Source organism: Pseudomonas sp. ICMP22404, from assembly GCF_006227205.1.
GTDB lineage: Bacteria > Pseudomonadota > Gammaproteobacteria > Pseudomonadales > Pseudomonadaceae > Aquipseudomonas.
In genome coordinates this window covers 251444-268684 of sequence record NZ_VCNG01000001.1, presented here as the reverse complement: position 1 = coordinate 268684, position 17241 = coordinate 251444, and the positions used below count along the sequence as shown (strand labels likewise).

Here is a 17241-nt window from a genome sequence, read left to right as displayed (position 1 = left end):
CGTCAGCCAACGGCTTCTGCCATGCGTTGCCACAATGCGTAGTACACCCGTCCGGACTTCTGCTCGCGATGCAAGCGCCAGTTGCCCGGCAAAGCCAGGATCGACGGAGCGGTTTCACTTTCAGTGTAGACCCAGGCATCCTCGGCCAGCCACTGGCGTTCCTCGAGCAGCGCGCAGACCGTCGGCAACAGGTTCTGGTTGAACGGCGGATCGAGAAACACCAGGTCGAAAGGACTGGCCGGTTGGCTGTCCAGATAGCGCAAGGCGTCGGCCGTCTGCACCTGGCCCACCGTGCAACGCAGGGTGCCCAGGTGTTCTTTCAGGCTGGAGACCGCCAGGCTGCTGGCATCCAGGGCCTGGCCCATGGCGGCGCCACGGGACAGCGCTTCGAGAAACAGCGCGCCACTGCCAGCGAACGGGTCGAGAACCCGGGCGCCTGGCACGTAGGGGGCGAGCCAATTGAACAGGGTTTCACGCACCCGGTCCGGTGTAGGGCGCAAGCCCGGGGCATCGGGAAAGCTCAGGCGCCGGCTGCGCCATTCGCCGCCGATGATGCGCAGCTGATTGATGCCGTTGTGAGCGGGTGTCTTGCTGGAATTCGATGGACGGGCCATTAGTGCTCCGGAACCCCGAGCGGTTGCTCGGCAGGTTTGTCAGTGGGGGCCGGCAGCGGCTTTTGCGGCACGGTCGGACCGGCGGTGACGATGACCATTCTGTCGGTGCTCAGGTGCTTGTTCATTGCTGACTTGACCTGTTCGACCGTCAACGCCTGGGACTTGCGCATGAAGTCTTCCAGGTAGCTCAGCGGCAAGTCATAGAAGCCCATGGCCCCGAGTTGGCCGACGATGTCGGCGTTGCTCGCGGTGGACAGCGGGAAACTGCCGGCCAGCTCGCGCTTGGCGTCATCGAGCTCCTTCTCGGTTGGACCGTTCTTCAGGTAGTCGGCGAAGACATCCTGCACCAGCTTGAGTGTGCCTTCGCTCATTTCAGCACGGGTCTGCAGGTTGATCATGAACGGGCCGCGAGCCTGCATCGGCGTGAAGCCCGAATACACACCGTAGGTCAGGCCACGTTTTTCCCGTACTTCAGTCATCAATCGCGTGCCGAAACCACCGCCGCCAAGGATCTGGTTGCCCAGGGACACGGCCGCATAGTCTGGGTCGTCCCGGTCGATACCCAGTTGTGCGAGCATCAGGTTGGTCTGCTTGGACGGGAATTCGATGTGGCTGACGCTTGCCTTCGGTTCCACTGGGGACGGGGTTTTTGCCAGGGCCGGACCTTTGGGCAGTGCGGCGGACACCTGGTTGGCAATGGCCTCGGCCTCGGCGCGGGACAGGTCTCCCACCAATGCAATCACTGCGTTGCCAGCAGTATAGGCCTTGGCGTGAAAGGCCCGGGCCTGGGCCAGGGTGATCGGCGGGATGCTTTGCGCGGTGCCATCACTGGAGTGGGCGTAAGGGTGGTCACCGTACAGGCGCTTCATCAGCTCCAGGCCCGCCAGTTTGCCGGGGTTCTGTTTCTGGTACTCGAAACCGGCAAGCATCTGGTTTTTGATACGGGCGAAGGAGTCTGCGGGGAAGGTCGGTTTGCCGACCACTTCGGCGAACAGCTTCAATGCCGGCTCACGCTTGTCCGCCGCGCTGAGGCTGCGCAGGGAGGCCACGGCCATGTCCCGATAGGCACCGTTGCCGAAGTCCGCGCCGAGGTTTTCGAATCCTTCGGCGATGGCGCTGACGTCCTTGCCGGCCACGCCTTCGTTGAGCATGGCGTTGGTCAGCAGTGCCAGGCCGGGGGCGTTGCCGTCCTGGCTGCTGCCGGCGGCGAAGGTCAGGCGCAGGTCGAACATCGGCAGTTCGCGAGCCTCGACGAACAGCACCTTGGCGCCGTCGGCGGTTTTCCAGGCTTGCACGTCGAGCTGGCGGTGGCCGGGCGCCTTGCCGTCCAGCTCCGCCAGCGATTGCAGTTTGTTGCCGGACTTGGCGTTATCCAGGGCCTGGCTGGCAGTGACATCAGTGGCAGGGGACAGATAGAAGGCCAGGGCTGCGACCAGGGCAATGACCACCAGGCCGATCAGCAGCAAGCGTGATGATTTGCGCTCACTCATGAGCTTTCTCCTCGGGCAGGATGTGCGCAACGCTCAGGCGCGGGCGGGTGAAATACAGCTGGGCTGCCTTCTGGATGTCTTGCGGGGTTACGCTTTGCAACTCGGCGAGTTCGGTGTCCATCAGCTTCCAGGACAACCCGACGGTTTCCAGCTGGCCGATGGCGGTGGCCTGGCTGGTGATCGAGTCGCGCTCGTACACCAGGCCGGCGATCACCTGGGCGCGGACGCGCTCCAGCTCCTCGGCGGTCGGCGCGGTGGTTTTCAATTGGTCCAGCAAGCGCCACAGGCCGGCTTCTGCCTGGGCCATGGTCTTGTTCTTCTGGGTATTGGGCGCCGCCGACAAGGTGAACAGCGTGTCGCCACGGGTGTAGGCGTCGTAGCTCGACGAACCGCCGGACACCAGTTCTTCCCCGCGCTCCAGCTGGGTTGGAATCCGGCCGCTGTAGCCGCCATCCAGCAAGGCCGAGATCAGCCGCAGGGCGTTGACCGAACGCTTATCCGTCGCGGTGGCGATGCTCGGCACGTTGAAGGCCAGCATCAGGCTGGGCAGTTGGGTCTGCACATGCAGGGTGATCTGGCGTTCGCCGGGTTCGGCCAGTTCCAGGGGAATCTTCGCCGTCGGTACGGCACGCCGGGCAATCGGGCCGAAATAGCGCTGGGCCAAGGCCTTGACCTCGTCCGGTGTCACGTCGCCGACCACCACCAGGGTGGCATTGTTCGGTGCGTACCAGGATTCGTACCAGTGGCGCAGTTCCTGGACGGTCATGCGGTCCAGGTCGGCCATCCAGCCGATGGTTGGCGTATGGTAGCCGCTGGCCGGATAAGCCATGGCCTTGAAGCGCTCGAAGGCCTTGGACATCGGCTTGTCGTCGGTGCGCATGCGGCGCTCTTCCTTGATGACTTCGATCTCGCGGCTGAACTCTTCAGGCGGCAGGCGCAGGCTGGCCATGCGGTCGGCTTCCAGCTCGAAGGCCACCCCCAGGCGATCCCGGGCCAACACCTGGTAATAAGCAGTGAAGTCATCGCTGGTGAAGGCGTTTTCCTCGGCGCCCAGGTCCCGCAGGATCAGCGACGCTTCGCCGGGGCCGACTTTTTCGCTGCCCTTGAACATCATGTGTTCCAGGGCGTGGGACAAACCGGTCTGGCCCGGTGTTTCATAACTGGAGCCGACCTTGTACCAGACCTGGGAGACCACCACCGGCGCACGATGATCTTCGCGCACCACGACCTTCAGGCCGTTGTCGAGGGTGAACTCATGGGTGGGTTGTGGATCGGCAGCCAAGGCTGAAAGGGGCAGACAAACTGTGCTGAACAGCAGGCCTGCAACGCGGCGGGCAAGAGCATTCATTCGTGTTTAAACCTGTTGGGCTGCCCGCTAGGTCTTAGCGTCGGCGGGCGAGAGGGTGCTAGGATACTGATCCGTTTTACTGGCGGCCACGCCTATCGGGCGTTTTATCGGCCCAGGGTTGTCCGGGTTTTACGCAGAAGCATCGGGTTTTTCCGTGGATCCCTGCGTTTTCGCCGACGATGCCTTGCCAGTCCTTCGAAAAGATCGACGATGAGGTGTCCTGGGGACATTTCGACAATCTGTTGCGCGTGAACAAGCTGGATGAAACGCAGTCTGTTCAGCATCGAATATTCATCACCGAGGCGCCCTCGTGGCGCATCGCTACCGTGAGATAGCCGTCCTCCATGTTTGGTTCCAACGACGACAAGAAGACCCCAGCTGAGGCTGGCGAGAAAAAAGGCCTGTTCGGATGGCTGCGCAAGAAGCCGCAGGAAACCGTCGTCGAGCAGCCGCAACCGCTGCCCGAGCCTGCCGCAGAACCTGCCGCCGAGGCGGTGGCCGAAGACGCTGCGCCGATCGTGCTGCCGCTGGCCGAACCGGTACTGCAACCGGCCGAGCCTGAGCCCGTTACCGCGCCGGCGGCCGAACAACCGCTGACGCCGCCTGTAGGGCAAAGCCCCTGGCTGACCTTGCCGGTGGCGGAAGAGCCGGTGGCATTGGTCGAGGATGCGCAGGCTCCCCATGTCACACCGCCGATTCCTGCCCCGACGCCAGCTGTCGCGGAGCCTGTCGTCGAGGCGCCGCCAGCCATGGTTGCTCCTGCCACTCCCCAGGCCGAGCCCGTCATGGCTGATACACCGACCGTCGTCGAGCCGGCGCCTTCCTCCGAGCCAGGCAAGGTCGGTTTCTTCGCCCGTCTCAAGCAGGGCCTGTCCAAGACCAGCGCCAGCATTGGCGAAGGCATGGCCAGCCTGTTCCTGGGCAAGAAAGTCATCGACGACGAATTGCTGGATGACATCGAAACCCGCCTGCTGACCGCCGATGTCGGCGTCGAGGCGACGTCGGTGATCATCCAGAGCCTGACCCAGAAGGTCGCGCGCAAACAACTGACCGATGCCGACGCGCTGTACAAATCCCTGCAAAGCGAGCTGGGCAACCTGCTCAAGCCTGTGGAGCAGCCGCTGGTGATCGCTTCACAGAACAAGCCGTTCGTGATCCTGGTGGTTGGCGTCAATGGGGCCGGCAAGACCACCACCATCGGCAAGCTGGCGAAGAAACTGCAACTCGAAGGCAAGAAGGTCATGCTCGCCGCCGGCGACACCTTCCGCGCCGCCGCGGTAGAGCAACTGCAAGTGTGGGGCGAGCGCAACAAGATCCCGGTGATCGCCCAGCACACCGGCGCCGATTCCGCTTCGGTGATCTTCGACGCCGTGCAGGCCGCCAAGGCCCGTGGCATCGACGTGCTGATCGCCGACACGGCCGGTCGCCTGCACACCAAAGACAACCTGATGGAAGAGTTGAAGAAGGTTCGCCGGGTGATCGGCAAGCTCGATGCCGATGCGCCCCACGAAGTGCTGCTGGTGCTGGACGCCGGTACCGGCCAGAACGCCATCAACCAGGCCAAGCAATTCAACCAGACCGTCGAACTGACCGGACTGGCCCTGACCAAGCTCGACGGCACCGCCAAGGGCGGGGTGATCTTCGCCCTGGCCAAGCAGTTCGGCCTGCCCATCCGCTACATCGGCGTGGGCGAAGGCATCGACGACCTGCGTACCTTTGAAGCCGAGCCCTTTGTCCAGGCGCTGTTTGCCGAGCGGGAGCATTCATGATTCGTTTCGAACAGGTCGGTAAACGCTATCCGAACGGTCACGTCGGCCTGCATGAGCTGAGCTTTCGGGTGCGTCGAGGTGAGTTTCTGTTCGTTACCGGCCATTCCGGAGCCGGTAAAAGTACATTGCTGCGCCTGCTGCTGGCGATGGAGCGGCCCACCACCGGCAAGTTGCTGCTGGCCGGCCAGGACCTGAGCACCATCAGCAACGCCCAGATCCCCTACCTGCGGCGGCAGATCGGCGTGGTATTCCAGAATCACCAGTTGCTGTTCGATCGTACTGTGTTCAACAACGTGGCGTTGCCCTTGCAGATCCTTGGCCTGTCCAAGGCCGAGATCAACAAGCGGGTGGATTCGGCTCTGGAACGCGTGGCCCTGTCGGACAAGACCGACCTGTACCCAGGCGACCTGTCCACCGGCCAGCAACAGCGTGTCGGCATCGCCCGCGCCATCGTGCACCGCCCGGCCTTGCTGCTGGCGGACGAACCTACCGGTAACCTCGACCCGCGTCTGGCGGCGGAAATCATGGGCGTATTCGAAGACATCAACCGTTTGGGCACCAGCGTGCTGATCGCCAGTCACGACCTGGCCCTGATCGCACGCATGCGCCATCGCATGCTCACCTTGCAGCGCGGTCGTTTGATCGGTGACGGGGAGGCTGGCGTATGAGCGCAACCCGCAGCCCGAAAGTGGCCGAGCGCGTGGCCCCCAAGGCCTCCGACCCGCAGCCGCAAAAGAAAAAACGCGACGATGATGACGGCCCGGACTTCGGCACGCTGCTGCATGCCTGGATCGAAAGCCATCGCGCTAGCCTGCTCGACAGCCTGCGGCGCCTGGGTAAGCAGCCGATCGGCAGCTTCTTCACCTGCATGGTCATGGCGGTCGCCTTGAGCCTGCCAATGGGGCTGTCATTACTGCTGAATAATGTAGAGCGTCTTGGGGGCTCGTGGCAGCGCGCGGCTCAGATCTCCCTGTACCTGCAATTGGAGGCGACGCCGGGCGAAGGCCAGGCGCTGCTCGAGCAGATCAAAGCCATGCCGGGCGTGGCCGATGCCGAATACATCGGTCGCGACCAGGCGCTCGAGGAGTTCCAGCAGCAGTCCGGCCTGGGCGAGGCGCTCAAGGAGCTGCCGGAAAACCCATTGCCGGGCGTGGTGCTGGTGACGCCGAAGGAAGTCGACAAGCCGACTCTTGAAGCATTAAGACAAAGACTTTCCGAATTACCGAAGGTACAACAGGCGCAACTTGATCTAGTCTGGGTCGAGCGTCTTGCGGCGATCCTCAAGCTCGGCGACCGGTTTGTCTTCGGTCTGACGGTGCTGCTGGTGTCTGCATTACTTTTGGTGATAGGCAATACCATTCGTCTTCATATTGAAAACCGCCGCACCGAGATAGAAGTGATTAAACTCGTCGGCGGCACGGACAGTTATGTGCGCAGACCCTTCCTCTATATGGGCGCGCTGTATGGCTTTGGTGCCGGGATCCTGTCCTGGGGCGTATTGGCGTTCGGCCTGGACTGGCTGAACGATGCGGTAGTGGGATTGGCCGGTTTGTACGGCAGTGATTTCGCGCTGGCCGGAGTGCCAGTCGCCGACGGTCTGTCGCTCTTGCTTGGCGCGGTGCTGTTGGGTTATATCGGTGCATGGATTGCGGTCGCACGCCACTTACGTGAGCTTGCGCCAAAATAGAGCCATTTTGCGCGTATTGACCTTTCAGTTTTTGTGGGAACTTGTCCTACGGTTCCCGGTCAATTTTCGCAGTGCTGAACTGCACGAGTTATGTGAGTCGGAGGTTTTTTCGTATGACCACTTCTTTGCAACCTGCGTATGCTCTGGTCCCGGGTGCGAACCTGGAGGCCTATGTGCACACGGTGAACAGCATTCCCTTGCTGACACCCGAGCAGGAGCGTGAACTGGCCGAGAGTCTCTATTATGAGCAGGATCTTGAGGCGGCTCGGCAAATGGTGCTCGCCCACCTGCGTTTTGTCGTACATATCGCCCGCAGCTATTCCGGCTACGGGCTGGCCCAGGCCGACCTGATCCAGGAAGGCAACGTTGGCCTGATGAAAGCGGTCAAGCGCTTCAACCCGGAAATGGGTGTGCGCCTGGTATCGTTCGCGGTGCACTGGATCAAGGCGGAAATCCACGAATTCATCCTGCGCAACTGGCGCATCGTGAAGGTCGCGACCACCAAGGCCCAGCGCAAGCTGTTCTTCAACCTGCGCAGCCAGAAGAAGCGTCTGGCCTGGCTGAACAACGAAGAAGTCCATCGGGTGGCCGAAAGCCTGGGTGTGGAGCCACGTGAAGTCCGTGAGATGGAAAGTCGCCTGACCGGCCAGGACATGGCCTTCGACCCGGCCGCCGAAGCGGACGACGACAGCGCCTTCCAATCGCCGGCCAACTACCTGGAAGATCACCGGTATGACCCGGCGCGTCAGCTGGAAGACGCCGATTGGAGCGACAACTCCAACACCAACCTGCACGAAGCCTTGGAAGTGCTGGACGAGCGCAGTCGCGACATTCTCTACCAGCGCTGGCTGGCGGAGGAAAAGGCCACGCTGCACGACCTGGCGCAGAAGTACAACGTGTCTGCGGAGCGGATTCGCCAGCTTGAGAAAAGTGCGATGAACAAGCTCAAGTTGTCGATTGCGGCTTAACCGGCACACGGCAATAAAAAACGCCCCGATCAGCGATGATCGGGGCGTTTTTGGTTGTGTGATCGTCCCCACGCTCTGCGTGGGAACGCATCCTGTGACGCTCCGCGTCACGCTTTGGGGCGCGGAGCGTCCCGTGCTGCATTCCCACGCGGAGCGTGGGAACGATCATCACTGTGGTGTGGCGGCTATTGAGCCCAGGGCGCCCGTCGCGAGTCATTGAGTCCCAGCAGGTAACTATCGCCCCCCAGTTGGCTCATCTGCTGGCGTATCCAGCTTGCCCGTCGCAGTACATAGGGGCTTGGCCGGCTGGCGCTCCATTTTCGAGGGTTGGGCAGTACCGCCGCCAGCAGGCTTGCCTGCTGCCGGGACAGGGCATCGGCACCAACGCGGAAATGGTGTCGCGCCGCGGCCTCGGCACCGAATACGCCGTTGTCCCACTCCACGCTATTGAGGTACACCTCAAGAATCCGCTGCTTGGGCCAGAGCACCTCGATCAGCGCGGTGAACCAGGCTTCGAAGCCCTTGCGCAGCCAGCTGCGGCCCGACCACAGGAACAGGTTCTTGGAAACTTGCTGGCTGAGGGTGCTGGCGCCACGAATCGAACCGCCGCGGCCGTTATGGGCGAATGCGGCCTGGATCGCGCCGATGTCGAAGCCCCAATGCTCGGGAAATTTCTGGTCTTCGCCAGCAATCACCGCCACCTTGAGGCTGTCGGAGATCCGGTCCCAGGGCTGCCAGGTGCGTTGCAGGTCGATCGGCTCGCCGTCGACCCAGGATTCAACCTTGCGCTCGATCATCAGCGCTGTGAACGGCGGTGGCACCACGCGCAATAGCAGCACCAGGACAACGCTGCCGACGGCGAACCAGAGCAGGGCTTTGAGGAATCGTCGAAACAATGTACGCAGCATAGAGATGGCTTGGCCGAACCCGTCGAGCGGGCCATTATACAGACCCTGTCCACTGAGTCTGACTGGAGTTCTCATGCTGCGTAGCTTTCTGATGCTGGCTGCCTTTTTCGGCTTCACGGGCGTCGCTCTGGGGGCCTTCGCCGCCCATGGTCTGAAGAACCGCTTGAGCGCCGACTACCTGGCCATTTTTCATACAGGCGTCACCTATCAATTGGTGCACACCCTGGCGTTGCTGGGCGTCGCGCTGCTGGCCACACACATTCCCGGTCGCATCGTCACTTGGGCCGGCATTTCCTTCGTGGTCGGCATCCTGCTGTTCTCCGGTAGCTTGTACTTGTTGACGCTCACGGGTATCAGCAAGCTGGGCATTATCACTCCGTTCGGTGGTGTGGCGTTCCTGATGGGTTGGCTGTGCCTGGGGCTCGCCGCCTGGCGGCTGGGTTGACCGGCCGGTCCATTTCATGACGAATGGCTTGGGTCGCCCAGGCTGATCGGGCTAGAATGCCAGCCCCTAAAAATGATGGCGGCATCCGGCATGCGCATTCAGTTGAACGGCGAACCCTTTGAATTGCCCGACGGTGAAACCGTTGAGGCCCTGCTGACCCGTCTGGATCTCACCGGACGCCGTGTCGCGGTGGAGCTCAATCTGGATATCGTCCCGCGCAGCCAGCATGCCGACACCGCCCTCAACGAGGGTGACCAGGTTGAAGTCGTGCACGCCATCGGCGGCGGCTAGCGGTTTCGCAGCATTTCGCAAGAACCTCATCCCAACAGAGGATTTCCCATGAGCATCGTTCGTAGCGACAAGCCCTTCGTCCTGGCCGGTCGTACCTACCAGTCGCGCTTGCTGGTAGGCACCGGCAAGTACCGCGATATGGAAGAAACCCGCCTGGCCATCGAGGCTTCGGGCGCCGAAATCGTCACCGTCGCGGTGCGTCGGACCAACATCGGCCAGAACCCGGGCGAACCGAACCTGCTGGATATCCTGCCGCCGGATCGCTACACCATCCTGCCCAACACCGCCGGCTGCTTCGACGCCATCGAAGCCGTGCGCACCTGCCGCCTGGCCCGTGAGCTGCTGGACGGCCACAACCTGGTGAAGCTGGAAGTGCTGGCCGACCAGAAGACCCTGTTTCCCAACGTGATCGAAACCCTCAAGGCCGCCGAGACGCTGGTCAAGGAAGGTTTCGACGTCATGGTGTACACCAGCGACGATCCGATCATCGCCCGGCAACTGGCGGAAATCGGCTGCATCGCGGTGATGCCGCTGGCCGGCCTGATCGGTACGGGCCTGGGGATCTGCAACCCTTACAACCTGCAGATCATCCTTGAAGAAGCCAAGATCCCGGTGCTGGTGGATGCCGGCGTCGGTACCGCGTCCGACGCCACCATCGCCATGGAACTGGGTTGCGAAGCGGTGCTGATGAACTCCGCCATCGCCCACGCCCAGCAGCCGATCCTGATGGCCGAAGCCATGAAACACGCCATTGTCGCCGGGCGCCTGGCCTATCTGGCTGGCCGCATGCCGAAAAAACTTTACGCCAGCGCCTCCTCGCCGCTGGATGGTCTGATCAAGTAAGAGCCATTGATGACTGAATCGAACGACACGCCTGTCCAGCCGGACGAAGGCGAAGAGCGCCAACACCGCCGCATCAAGAGTTTTGTGATGCGCGCCGGGCGTATGACTGAAGGCCAGCAGCGCGGCCTGGAGCAGGGCGCGCCGCTGTTCGTCCTGCCCCTGGCCGACGCGCCGGTGGACTTCGACCAGGTGTTTGGCCGCTCGGCCCCGCGCTCGCTGGAAATCGGCTTTGGCATGGGCCATTCGCTGCTGGAAATGGCCGCCGCTGCGCCGGAGCAGGACTTCATCGGCGTGGAAGTGCACCGTCCGGGTGTCGGTGCGTTGCTCAATGGCGTGCTGACCCAAGGGCTGACCAACCTGCGGGTCTACGATTGCGACGCCATCGAAGTGCTCAACCGTTGCGTGGCCGACAACAGCCTGGACCGGCTGATGCTGTTCTTCCCGGACCCATGGCACAAGAGCCGTCACCACAAGCGTCGTATCGTCCAGGCGTCATTCGCCGAGCTGGTGCGCAGCAAGTTGAAGGTCGGCGGTGTGCTGCACATGGCCACCGACTGGGAACCCTACGCCGAGTACATGCTGGAAGTGATGAACGTCGCCCCGGGTTATCGCAACCTCGCCGAAGACGGCAAGTGCGTGCCCCGTCCGGCCGAACGGCCGATCACCAAGTTCGAGCGCCGTGGTGAACGGCTTGGGCATGGGGTTTGGGATCTGAAGTTCGAGAAGCAGTCCTAAGCCATACGCAGTTCAATGTGGGAGCGAGCCTGCTCGCGATGGCGGCCTGACAGTCACCTGGATGTTGACTGTGATGGCCTCATCGCGAGCAGGCTCGCTCCCACAGTTGTTTCAGGGCGCTGCGAAGGTCAGCGACGGTCCGCCACCACCCCGATCAATACCAGCACCACCAACAGCACCGGTGCGAGGCTGTAGTTGTTGAACTGGCTCAGCCCCCGCACCACCCACGGCGTGGCGTAGATCAGCGCCGCGCCGCTGCCGATCATGCACAGCAGGGCGATCAGCGGGACGCGCAACGCGCCGGCGATGCTGCCCAGGCGTTGTTCGACCCAGGCCTTGATATCTGCGCCGAACAGCACCAGCAGGCAGCCGACCAATGCCAGGGAGATTTCCGACAGGTTGCTGCGGCTCCAGCGGGACACGGTGGCGAGCAGGTCGAGTACCAGATCCATTCGATTTCCTTGTGTTGATCAGCTCAGAAATTTCTGCAGCAAGTCATTGAGAAACAGCTGTCCGCGCTCGGTGGCCGCCAGACGTGACGGTTCGACCTGCAACAACCCGCTTTGTTCGGCTTCACGGCGACCTTCGGCCAGGCTTTGCAGGGGCAAGCCGGTGCGTTCCGGGTATAGCCGCGCGTCCACCCCTTCGGTCAGGCGCAGGGCGTTCATCAGGAATTCAAACGGCAGCTCTTCGTTGGCCAGGATCTTCTCGCCGGCCAGGAAACGCTTGTCCGGGTTGAGGTAGTCCTTGGGCAGGCGGGTCTTCCAGGTGCGCACGATGCGCCCGTCCGGATGGCTGAGCTTGCCATGGGCGCCGGCGCCGATGCCGATGAAGTCGCCGAAGCTCCAGTAATTGAGGTTATGCCGTGCCGCCCGACCTGGTTGGGCGTAGGCCGACACTTCGTATTGGGCGTAGCCGTGTTCGGCCAGCAGCGCTTGTCCGGCTTCCTGGATGTCCCACAACGTGTCGTCTTCCGGCAACGTTGGCGGCTGGTTCCAGAACACCGTGTTCGGCTCCAGTGTCAGTTGATACCAGGAGAGATGGGTGGGCTTCAGGGCGATGGCCTGGCGCAGGTCGCTCAAGGCATCGTCGAGGGATTGGTCGGGCAGACCATGCATCAGGTCAAGGTTGAAGTTATCGAAACCGGCCTGGCGGGCCATGCCGGCGGCGCGCACCGCTTCGTCACCGTTATGGATCCGGCCCAGGGCTTCGAGCTTGGCTTGCTGGAAGCTCTGGATGCCAATGGACAGGCGATTGATGCCCAAGGCCCGGTAAGCCACGAATTTCTCTTGCTCGAAGGTGCCGGGGTTGGCCTCCAGGGTGATTTCAATGTCGTCGGCGAAGGCTATCCGCGCTTCGACACCCTTGAGCAGCCGGCCCAGGGCCTGGGCGCTGAACAGGCTGGGAGTGCCGCCGCCGAAGAAGATCGAGCTCAGTTTGCGGCCATGGACCCCGTGCAGATCCTGGTCGAGATCGGCCAGCAAGGCATCGACGTACTCTTCTTCCGGCAGCTGCGGGCTGGCGGTGTGGGAGTTGAAATCGCAATACGGGCATTTGCGTACGCACCACGGGATGTGGATGTACAACGCCAGGGGCGGCAACACTGGCAGCGGTGCCCGTGGCGTGTGTGCGCCGCCATGAATCAGCGGCGCGGGAGAGTCATTGTTCATTGCAGGCCCAGGCGTTGACGCAGCAGGGCCATGGCGCGGGCGCGGTGGCTCAGTTGATTTTTTTCCACCGGGCCCAATTCGGCGCTGGAGCAATTGCGCTCCGGCACCCAGAACAGCGGGTCGTAGCCGAAGCCGTGCTCGCCGCTGGCTTCGGTGAGAATGCGCCCCTGCCACAGCCCTTCGCAGAGGATCGGCAGCGGATCATCGGCATGTCGCACCAGCGCCAGGACGCAAACGAATTGTGCGCCACGCTCGGCTTCAGGCACGTCCTTGAGGGCGTCGAGCAGCTTGGCGTTGTTCGCCGCATCACCCTTGCCGTCGGCGTAGCGGGCCGAGTAGATGCCCGGCGCGCCGCCGAGGAAATCCACCGCCAACCCGGAATCGTCCGCCAGCGCCGGGAGGCCGGAGATGCGCGCGGCGTTGCGGGCCTTGAGGATCGCGTTTTCGACGAACGACAGGCCGGTTTCTTCCGGCTCCACCTGGCTGAACTCACCAATCGAGCGCAGGTGCACCGATCCGCCGAGCATGGCCTGGAGTTCCTTGAGTTTGCCGGCATTATGGCTGGCGAGTACGAGTTGGCTGAGGTTCATCATTCGGCGGGGAACAGCTCCTGGTTGAAGTTGAGGGTGTTGACCTTGTCGCCCGTCTTGACCTTGATCTCGAAGGTACGGGTTTCCTGCTGCTCTACCGGATACTGGGCGATGTAGTAGATCGCGCCTTGTTCGCTGATCTGGCGGAACGTCAGGGGGACCGTCTTGCTGGTCAGGTCCTTGACCGTGCCGCTGACCTCGGCCATCAACGGCTTGCCATCCTTGATCACCGACACATTGATCACGCCCTGGTTCTTGCTGCGGACCAGCTCGGCGGCCTTGGCGATGTCCGATGTCAGGAAGGTGGAGTTGAAGGTGTTGTAGTGCACGGTGACGTCACCGAACACTTCCTTGCGCTCGGCCTTGATGGCGTCGGCGGCCATGACGCCGGCGCAGAGACAAGCAGTGATGAGAAACAACGCGAGACGTTTCATGTTGCACTCCTGGGAACGGGGTCGGGGTTCACACGGCGACCTGATGATCGGCAAGGCCTGGGCTGCTGACCCGATAGATGCCTATTTCACCTAATAGATTAGGCCATAGCTTGCTGGCCCACCCGTGGCGGTGCTGCTGATCCACCGCCAGGCGGTTGATGACCTTGGCCTGGCGTTCGCGGCATAACGCTTCGAAGTCCTCGAAGGTGCAGAAGTGGATGTTCGGCGTGTTGTACCAGGTGTAGGGCAAGAACTCCGACACCGGCATGCGGCCCTTGCTCGCCAGGTACCAGCGGCAGCGCCAGTGTCCGAAGTTGGGGAAGGTGATGATGCACTGACGTCCGACCCGGAGCATTTCGTCGAGGATCCTGTCCGGGTAGTGCACCGCTTGCAGGGCCTGGGTCATGACCACGATGTCGAAGCTGTTGCTGGCGAAGTTGCCCAGGCCCTTGTCCAGGTCCTGTTCGATGACGTTGACGCCCTTGGCGATGCACTCGGCGATGTTGTCCGGGTCGTTTTCCAGGCCGTAGCCGGTGACTTGCTTGTTGTCCCGCAGCCAGGTCAGCAGTTCGCCGTTGCCGCAGCCCAGGTCAAGCACGCGGCTGCCGGCGGGGATCCATTCCTGGATGATGTCCAGATCGGCTCTCATGGCGTCCTCACAGCGTAATACGGTTCATGTAGTTGCCGAACGCCTGCAGGTAGCGCGGGATCGGAATCAGAAAGGCGTCGTGGCCCTGGGGCGCGTCGATTTCCAGGTAGCAGACGTCCTTGCGCGCAGCCATCAGTGCGTCCACCAGTTCCCGGGAACGGGCCGGGGAGAAGCGCCAGTCGGTGGTGAACGACATCACGCAGAACCTGGCGGTGGCGCCAGCGAAGGTTTTCGCCAGGTTATCGTCGAAGTTCGCCGCCGGATCGAAGTAGTCCAGTGCCTTGGTCATCAACAGGTAGGTGTTGGCGTCGAAGCGCCCGGAGAATTCCTCACCTTGATAACGCAGGTAGCTTTCCACCTGGAACTCGACGCTGTGGAAGTCGTAATTGAGCTTTTCGCTCTTGAGACCACGGCCGAATTTCTCGCCCATGGAATCGTCGGACAGGTAGGTGATGTGCCCGACCATCCGCGCCAGCATCAACCCGCGCTTGGGGATCACGCCGTGCTCCTGGAACGAACCGCCGTGGAATTCCGGGTCGGTGAGGATCGCCTGGCGCGCCACTTCGTTGAAGGCGATGTTCTGTGCCGACAGCTTGGGGGCCGAGGCGATTGCCAGGCAATGGCGCACGCGATCAGGGTAGGTGATGGTCCATTGCAGGGCCTGCATCCCGCCCAGGCTGCCGCCGATCACCGCCGCCCATTGACCGATGCCGAGGCGGTCGGCCAGGCGGGCCTGGCTGTGGACCCAGTCTTCCACGGTCAACACCGGAAAGTCGGCGCCGAATGGTTTGCCGGTGTCCGGGTTGAGGCTGCTGGGGCCGGTGGAGCCGTTGCAGCCGCCCAGGTTGTTCAGGCTGACGACGAAGAACCGGTTGGTGTCGACCGGTTTGCCGGGGCCAATGCAACTGTCCCACCAGCCGGGCTTGCGATCGTCGACGCTGTGATAGCCGGCGGCATGGTGATGCCCCGACAAGGCGTGGCAGATCAGCACGGCATTGCTCGCCGTGGCGTTGAGCGTGCCGTAGGTTTCGTAGATCAGGTCATAGGCTGGCAACGAACGGCCGCAGGCCAGGGCCAGGGGCTCGCTGAAATGCGCCATTTGCGGCGTCACCAGACCAACGGAATCGGGGGGAAAGGCAGCTGGCATCGACCCTGCTCTCGTTGAAATGAGGCGTAAGTCTAAAGACCGCTGGGGTTAGCGGCAACCAAGGAAATCGCCGACTGACGCCGATCGTTCCCACGCTCTGCGTGGGAATGCATCCCGTGACGCTCTGCGTCACCCCAGGGCAGAACGCGGAGCGTCCTTGGCAGCGTTCCCACGCAGAGCGTGGGAACGATCAGGCCACAGGGTCAGGTCAGATCAGGACGCGCAGGATATCCGGCATCATGGTCATCGCCGCGAGGTTGTTGATCACCAGCATGTCGAGCAGCTTGAGCACCATGAAGGCCAGGATCGGCGAAATATCCAGGCCGCCGAGGTTCGGCACGATGCGACGGAACGGGGCCAGGGCTGGTTCGCAGATCTGGTTCACCAGCTCGGCGCCCGGGTTGTGGCTGCCCGGGGCGACCCAGGACAGGATCACGCTGATGATCAGGGCGAAGAAGAAGATCTTCAGGAACAGCGCGGTGACGCCGATGATCGACCAGATAAGCAGTTGCAGCGGGTTGCCGGTGGTGCCGTAGGTCAGCAGCAGGGTCAGGGCCATCAGTGCCATTTGCACGAGGATCGCCAATACCAGCGACGACATGTCCAGGCCGAACAGGCTCGGGATGATCCGCCGTAGGGGCTTGAGCAGTGGCTGAGTGGCCTTGACGACGAACTGGCACAGCGGGTTGTAGAAGTTGGCGCGGACCAGTTGCAGCACGAAGCGCATCAGCACGATCAGCAGGTACAGGCTGCCAAGGGTTTGCAGCACGTAGACCGCTGCGGTGTTCAATCCAATCATGAATGGCTCCTTATTGGCCCAGTTGTTCGGCCATTTCGGCCGAGCGGTGCGCGGCGGCGCCGAGTGCTTTTTCCACCAGGGCTTCGAATCCCCCGGCCTGGAACGCTTTGATGGCGGCTTCGGTGGTGCCGGCCGGCGAGGTCACGCGCCGGCGCAGTTCGGCGGCATCGACGTCGCTGGAAGTCGCCATGTGGGCTGCGCCGAGAGCCGTCTGCAAGGTCAGCTGCGCGGCAATCTCGCGGGGCAGGCCAAGTTTTTCGCCGGCAGCGGTCATGGCTTCGATCAGCAGGAAGAAGTACGCCGGGCCTGAACCGGAAACGGCGGTGACCGCGTCCAGTTGCTGCTCGGTCTCCAGCCACAGCGCCAGGCCGACGGCCGACAGCAGCTCTTCAGCTTGCTGGCGCTGTTCAGCACTGACCTGTGGGGTGGCGAACAGGCCGCTGACGCCCTGACGCAACAGCGCCGGGGTGTTGGGCATGCAGCGCACGATGGGCTGGTCGCCGAGCCATTTGTTCATGCTTGCGCAGGTGATGCCGGCGGCAATCGACACCACCAGTTGATGGGGCTTGAGGCTTGGGCGAAGGGCTTCGCACACGGTTTTCATCGCTTGCGGCTTGACCGCCAGCACGATGACGTCCGCGCCATCGATGGCTTGTGCGTTGTCGGCAAAGGTCTCGATGCCGTGTTCGCTGCTCACCCGGGTGCGGGTCTCGGTACCCGGATCGCTGGCGCGGATCTGCGCAGCGTCCAGGCCCTTGGCCCGCAGGCCACCGATCAGGCTGGCGGCCATGTTGCCGGCGCCGATAAAGGCAATACGCGTGTTGCTCATGACAGGTCCTTGATTGAGGAGTTGA

20 protein-coding genes are annotated in these 17241 nt (G+C 62.7%); 8 read left to right on the top strand and 12 right to left on the bottom strand.

Going from position 1 to position 17241, the window contains the following annotated elements; translation table 11 throughout:
- Positions 1 to 2: 2 nt before the first annotated feature.
- From rsmD to FGE05_RS01215, 3 genes are read right to left on the bottom strand one after another with little or no spacing between them, the layout of a single operon-like run.
- Positions 3 to 614, bottom strand: a complete 612-nt coding sequence (rsmD, locus tag FGE05_RS01225) for a 16S rRNA (guanine(966)-N(2))-methyltransferase RsmD (RefSeq protein ID WP_139640907.1) — start codon at positions 612 to 614, stop codon at positions 3 to 5.
- Positions 614 to 2104: a pitrilysin family protein gene (locus tag FGE05_RS01220; RefSeq protein ID WP_139640906.1), complete on the bottom strand. Its 1491-nt coding sequence runs from the start codon at positions 2102 to 2104 to the stop codon at positions 614 to 616. Before FGE05_RS01220 ends, rsmD begins: the two co-directional genes overlap by 1 nt.
- Positions 2097 to 3452 (bottom strand): pitrilysin family protein, encoded by a 1356-nt coding sequence (locus FGE05_RS01215; protein ID WP_139640904.1) that lies wholly within the window; start codon positions 3450 to 3452, stop codon positions 2097 to 2099. Before FGE05_RS01215 ends, FGE05_RS01220 begins: the two co-directional genes overlap by 8 nt.
- A gap of 344 nt (positions 3453 to 3796) precedes the next feature.
- On the opposite strand from FGE05_RS01215, the gene ftsY reads away from it, so the two are divergent.
- The 4 genes from ftsY to rpoH all read left to right on the top strand — a co-directional run bounded on the left by ftsY (position 3797) and on the right by rpoH (position 7876).
- Positions 3797 to 5221, top strand: coding sequence for a signal recognition particle-docking protein FtsY (ftsY, locus tag FGE05_RS01210; protein ID WP_139640902.1), 1425 nt, complete (start codon positions 3797 to 3799; stop codon positions 5219 to 5221).
- Positions 5218 to 5889 carry a cell division ATP-binding protein FtsE gene (ftsE, locus tag FGE05_RS01205; RefSeq protein WP_024778908.1) on the top strand — a complete coding sequence of 224 codons (672 nt, stop codon included), beginning with the start codon at positions 5218 to 5220 and terminating at the stop codon, positions 5887 to 5889. Before ftsY ends, ftsE begins: the two co-directional genes overlap by 4 nt.
- A complete protein-coding gene (gene ftsX, locus FGE05_RS01200; protein ID WP_139640900.1) occupies positions 5886 to 6908 on the top strand; it encodes a permease-like cell division protein FtsX in 1023 nt (340 codons plus the stop codon). The genes ftsE and ftsX overlap by 4 nt, the downstream gene beginning before the upstream one ends.
- A 113-nt stretch (positions 6909 to 7021) precedes the next feature.
- Positions 7022 to 7876, top strand: a complete 855-nt coding sequence (gene rpoH / locus FGE05_RS01195) for an RNA polymerase sigma factor RpoH (protein ID WP_024778906.1) — start codon at positions 7022 to 7024, stop codon at positions 7874 to 7876.
- A 185-nt stretch (positions 7877 to 8061) separates the two neighbouring features.
- Here the strand turns inward: rpoH and mtgA are convergent, their stop codons facing one another.
- Positions 8062 to 8784, bottom strand: a complete 723-nt coding sequence (gene mtgA, locus FGE05_RS01185; RefSeq protein WP_055127828.1) for a monofunctional biosynthetic peptidoglycan transglycosylase — start codon at positions 8782 to 8784, stop codon at positions 8062 to 8064.
- A 73-nt stretch (positions 8785 to 8857) separates the two neighbouring features.
- On the opposite strand from mtgA, the gene FGE05_RS01180 reads away from it, so the two are divergent.
- The 4 genes from FGE05_RS01180 to trmB all read left to right on the top strand — a co-directional run bounded on the left by FGE05_RS01180 (position 8858) and on the right by trmB (position 11098).
- Positions 8858 to 9229 (top strand): DUF423 domain-containing protein, encoded by a 372-nt coding sequence (locus FGE05_RS01180; protein ID WP_139640896.1) that lies wholly within the window; start codon positions 8858 to 8860, stop codon positions 9227 to 9229.
- Positions 9230 to 9319: 90 nt separating this feature from the next.
- On the top strand, positions 9320 to 9520 hold the full coding sequence (gene thiS / locus FGE05_RS01175) for a sulfur carrier protein ThiS (RefSeq protein ID WP_176562968.1): 201 nt from the start codon (positions 9320 to 9322) through the stop codon (positions 9518 to 9520).
- A gap of 48 nt (positions 9521 to 9568) precedes the next feature.
- Positions 9569 to 10363, top strand: a complete 795-nt coding sequence (locus FGE05_RS01170; RefSeq protein WP_003177480.1) for a thiazole synthase — start codon at positions 9569 to 9571, stop codon at positions 10361 to 10363.
- A 9-nt stretch (positions 10364 to 10372) separates the two neighbouring features.
- Positions 10373 to 11098, top strand: coding sequence for a tRNA (guanosine(46)-N7)-methyltransferase TrmB (trmB, locus tag FGE05_RS01165; protein ID WP_139640894.1), 726 nt, complete (start codon positions 10373 to 10375; stop codon positions 11096 to 11098).
- A gap of 128 nt (positions 11099 to 11226) precedes the next feature.
- Here trmB and FGE05_RS01160 read toward each other — a convergent pair whose 3' ends face one another.
- The 8 genes from FGE05_RS01160 to proC all read right to left on the bottom strand — a co-directional run bounded on the left by FGE05_RS01160 (position 11227) and on the right by proC (position 17216).
- A complete protein-coding gene (locus tag FGE05_RS01160; RefSeq protein WP_024778900.1) occupies positions 11227 to 11550 on the bottom strand; it encodes a DUF3392 domain-containing protein in 324 nt (107 codons plus the stop codon).
- A gap of 18 nt (positions 11551 to 11568) precedes the next feature.
- Positions 11569 to 12768, bottom strand: coding sequence for a radical SAM family heme chaperone HemW (gene hemW / locus FGE05_RS01155; protein WP_139640892.1), 1200 nt, complete (start codon positions 12766 to 12768; stop codon positions 11569 to 11571).
- Positions 12765 to 13361, bottom strand: a complete 597-nt coding sequence (gene rdgB, locus FGE05_RS01150; protein WP_139640890.1) for an RdgB/HAM1 family non-canonical purine NTP pyrophosphatase — start codon at positions 13359 to 13361, stop codon at positions 12765 to 12767. The genes hemW and rdgB overlap by 4 nt, the downstream gene beginning before the upstream one ends.
- On the bottom strand, positions 13358 to 13792 hold the full coding sequence (locus FGE05_RS01145; protein WP_139640888.1) for a DUF4426 domain-containing protein: 435 nt from the start codon (positions 13790 to 13792) through the stop codon (positions 13358 to 13360). Before FGE05_RS01145 ends, rdgB begins: the two co-directional genes overlap by 4 nt.
- Before the next feature lie 28 nt (positions 13793 to 13820).
- Positions 13821 to 14441, bottom strand: coding sequence for a methionine biosynthesis protein MetW (gene metW / locus FGE05_RS01140; protein ID WP_139640886.1), 621 nt, complete (start codon positions 14439 to 14441; stop codon positions 13821 to 13823).
- Positions 14442 to 14448: 7 nt separating this feature from the next.
- The gene (locus FGE05_RS01135; protein ID WP_139640884.1) at positions 14449 to 15588 is read right to left on the bottom strand and encodes a homoserine O-acetyltransferase; all 1140 of its coding nucleotides are present in this window, start codon (positions 15586 to 15588) and stop codon (positions 14449 to 14451) included.
- Positions 15589 to 15796: 208 nt separating this feature from the next.
- The gene (locus FGE05_RS01130; protein WP_041023978.1) at positions 15797 to 16387 is read right to left on the bottom strand and encodes a YggT family protein; all 591 of its coding nucleotides are present in this window, start codon (positions 16385 to 16387) and stop codon (positions 15797 to 15799) included.
- Positions 16388 to 16397: 10 nt separating this feature from the next.
- Positions 16398 to 17216, bottom strand: a complete 819-nt coding sequence (gene proC, locus FGE05_RS01125; RefSeq protein WP_139640882.1) for a pyrroline-5-carboxylate reductase — start codon at positions 17214 to 17216, stop codon at positions 16398 to 16400.
- Between the last annotated feature and the right edge of the window lie 25 nt (positions 17217 to 17241).

Bases quoted from the DNA above. Each gene is read 5' to 3' on its own strand.
- rpoH (WP_024778906.1), top strand. From the start codon at position 7,022: ATGACCACTTCTTTGCAACCTGCGTATGCTCTGGTCCCGGGTGCGAAC.
- ftsX (WP_139640900.1), top strand. From the start codon at position 5,886: ATGAGCGCAACCCGCAGCCCGAAAGTGGCCGAGCGCGTGGCCCCCAAG.
- FGE05_RS01135 (WP_139640884.1), bottom strand. From the start codon at position 15,588: ATGCCAGCTGCCTTTCCCCCCGATTCCGTTGGTCTGGTGACGCCGCAA.
- hemW (WP_139640892.1), bottom strand. From the start codon at position 12,768: ATGAACAATGACTCTCCCGCGCCGCTGATTCATGGCGGCGCACACACG.
- thiS (WP_176562968.1), top strand. From the start codon at position 9,320: ATGCGCATTCAGTTGAACGGCGAACCCTTTGAATTGCCCGACGGTGAA.
- mtgA (WP_055127828.1), bottom strand. From the start codon at position 8,784: ATGCTGCGTACATTGTTTCGACGATTCCTCAAAGCCCTGCTCTGGTTC.
- FGE05_RS01180 (WP_139640896.1), top strand. From the start codon at position 8,858: ATGCTGCGTAGCTTTCTGATGCTGGCTGCCTTTTTCGGCTTCACGGGC.
- ftsY (WP_139640902.1), top strand. From the start codon at position 3,797: ATGTTTGGTTCCAACGACGACAAGAAGACCCCAGCTGAGGCTGGCGAG.
- metW (WP_139640886.1), bottom strand. From the start codon at position 14,441: ATGAGAGCCGATCTGGACATCATCCAGGAATGGATCCCCGCCGGCAGC.
- proC (WP_139640882.1), bottom strand. From the start codon at position 17,216: ATGAGCAACACGCGTATTGCCTTTATCGGCGCCGGCAACATGGCCGCC.
- FGE05_RS01170 (WP_003177480.1), top strand. From the start codon at position 9,569: ATGAGCATCGTTCGTAGCGACAAGCCCTTCGTCCTGGCCGGTCGTACC.
- FGE05_RS01160 (WP_024778900.1), bottom strand. From the start codon at position 11,550: ATGGATCTGGTACTCGACCTGCTCGCCACCGTGTCCCGCTGGAGCCGC.
- trmB (WP_139640894.1), top strand. From the start codon at position 10,373: ATGACTGAATCGAACGACACGCCTGTCCAGCCGGACGAAGGCGAAGAG.
- FGE05_RS01220 (WP_139640906.1), bottom strand. From the start codon at position 2,104: ATGAGTGAGCGCAAATCATCACGCTTGCTGCTGATCGGCCTGGTGGTC.
- FGE05_RS01145 (WP_139640888.1), bottom strand. From the start codon at position 13,792: ATGAAACGTCTCGCGTTGTTTCTCATCACTGCTTGTCTCTGCGCCGGC.
- FGE05_RS01130 (WP_041023978.1), bottom strand. From the start codon at position 16,387: ATGATTGGATTGAACACCGCAGCGGTCTACGTGCTGCAAACCCTTGGC.
- ftsE (WP_024778908.1), top strand. From the start codon at position 5,218: ATGATTCGTTTCGAACAGGTCGGTAAACGCTATCCGAACGGTCACGTC.
- FGE05_RS01215 (WP_139640904.1), bottom strand. From the start codon at position 3,452: ATGAATGCTCTTGCCCGCCGCGTTGCAGGCCTGCTGTTCAGCACAGTT.
- rdgB (WP_139640890.1), bottom strand. From the start codon at position 13,361: ATGATGAACCTCAGCCAACTCGTACTCGCCAGCCATAATGCCGGCAAA.
- rsmD (WP_139640907.1), bottom strand. From the start codon at position 614: ATGGCCCGTCCATCGAATTCCAGCAAGACACCCGCTCACAACGGCATC.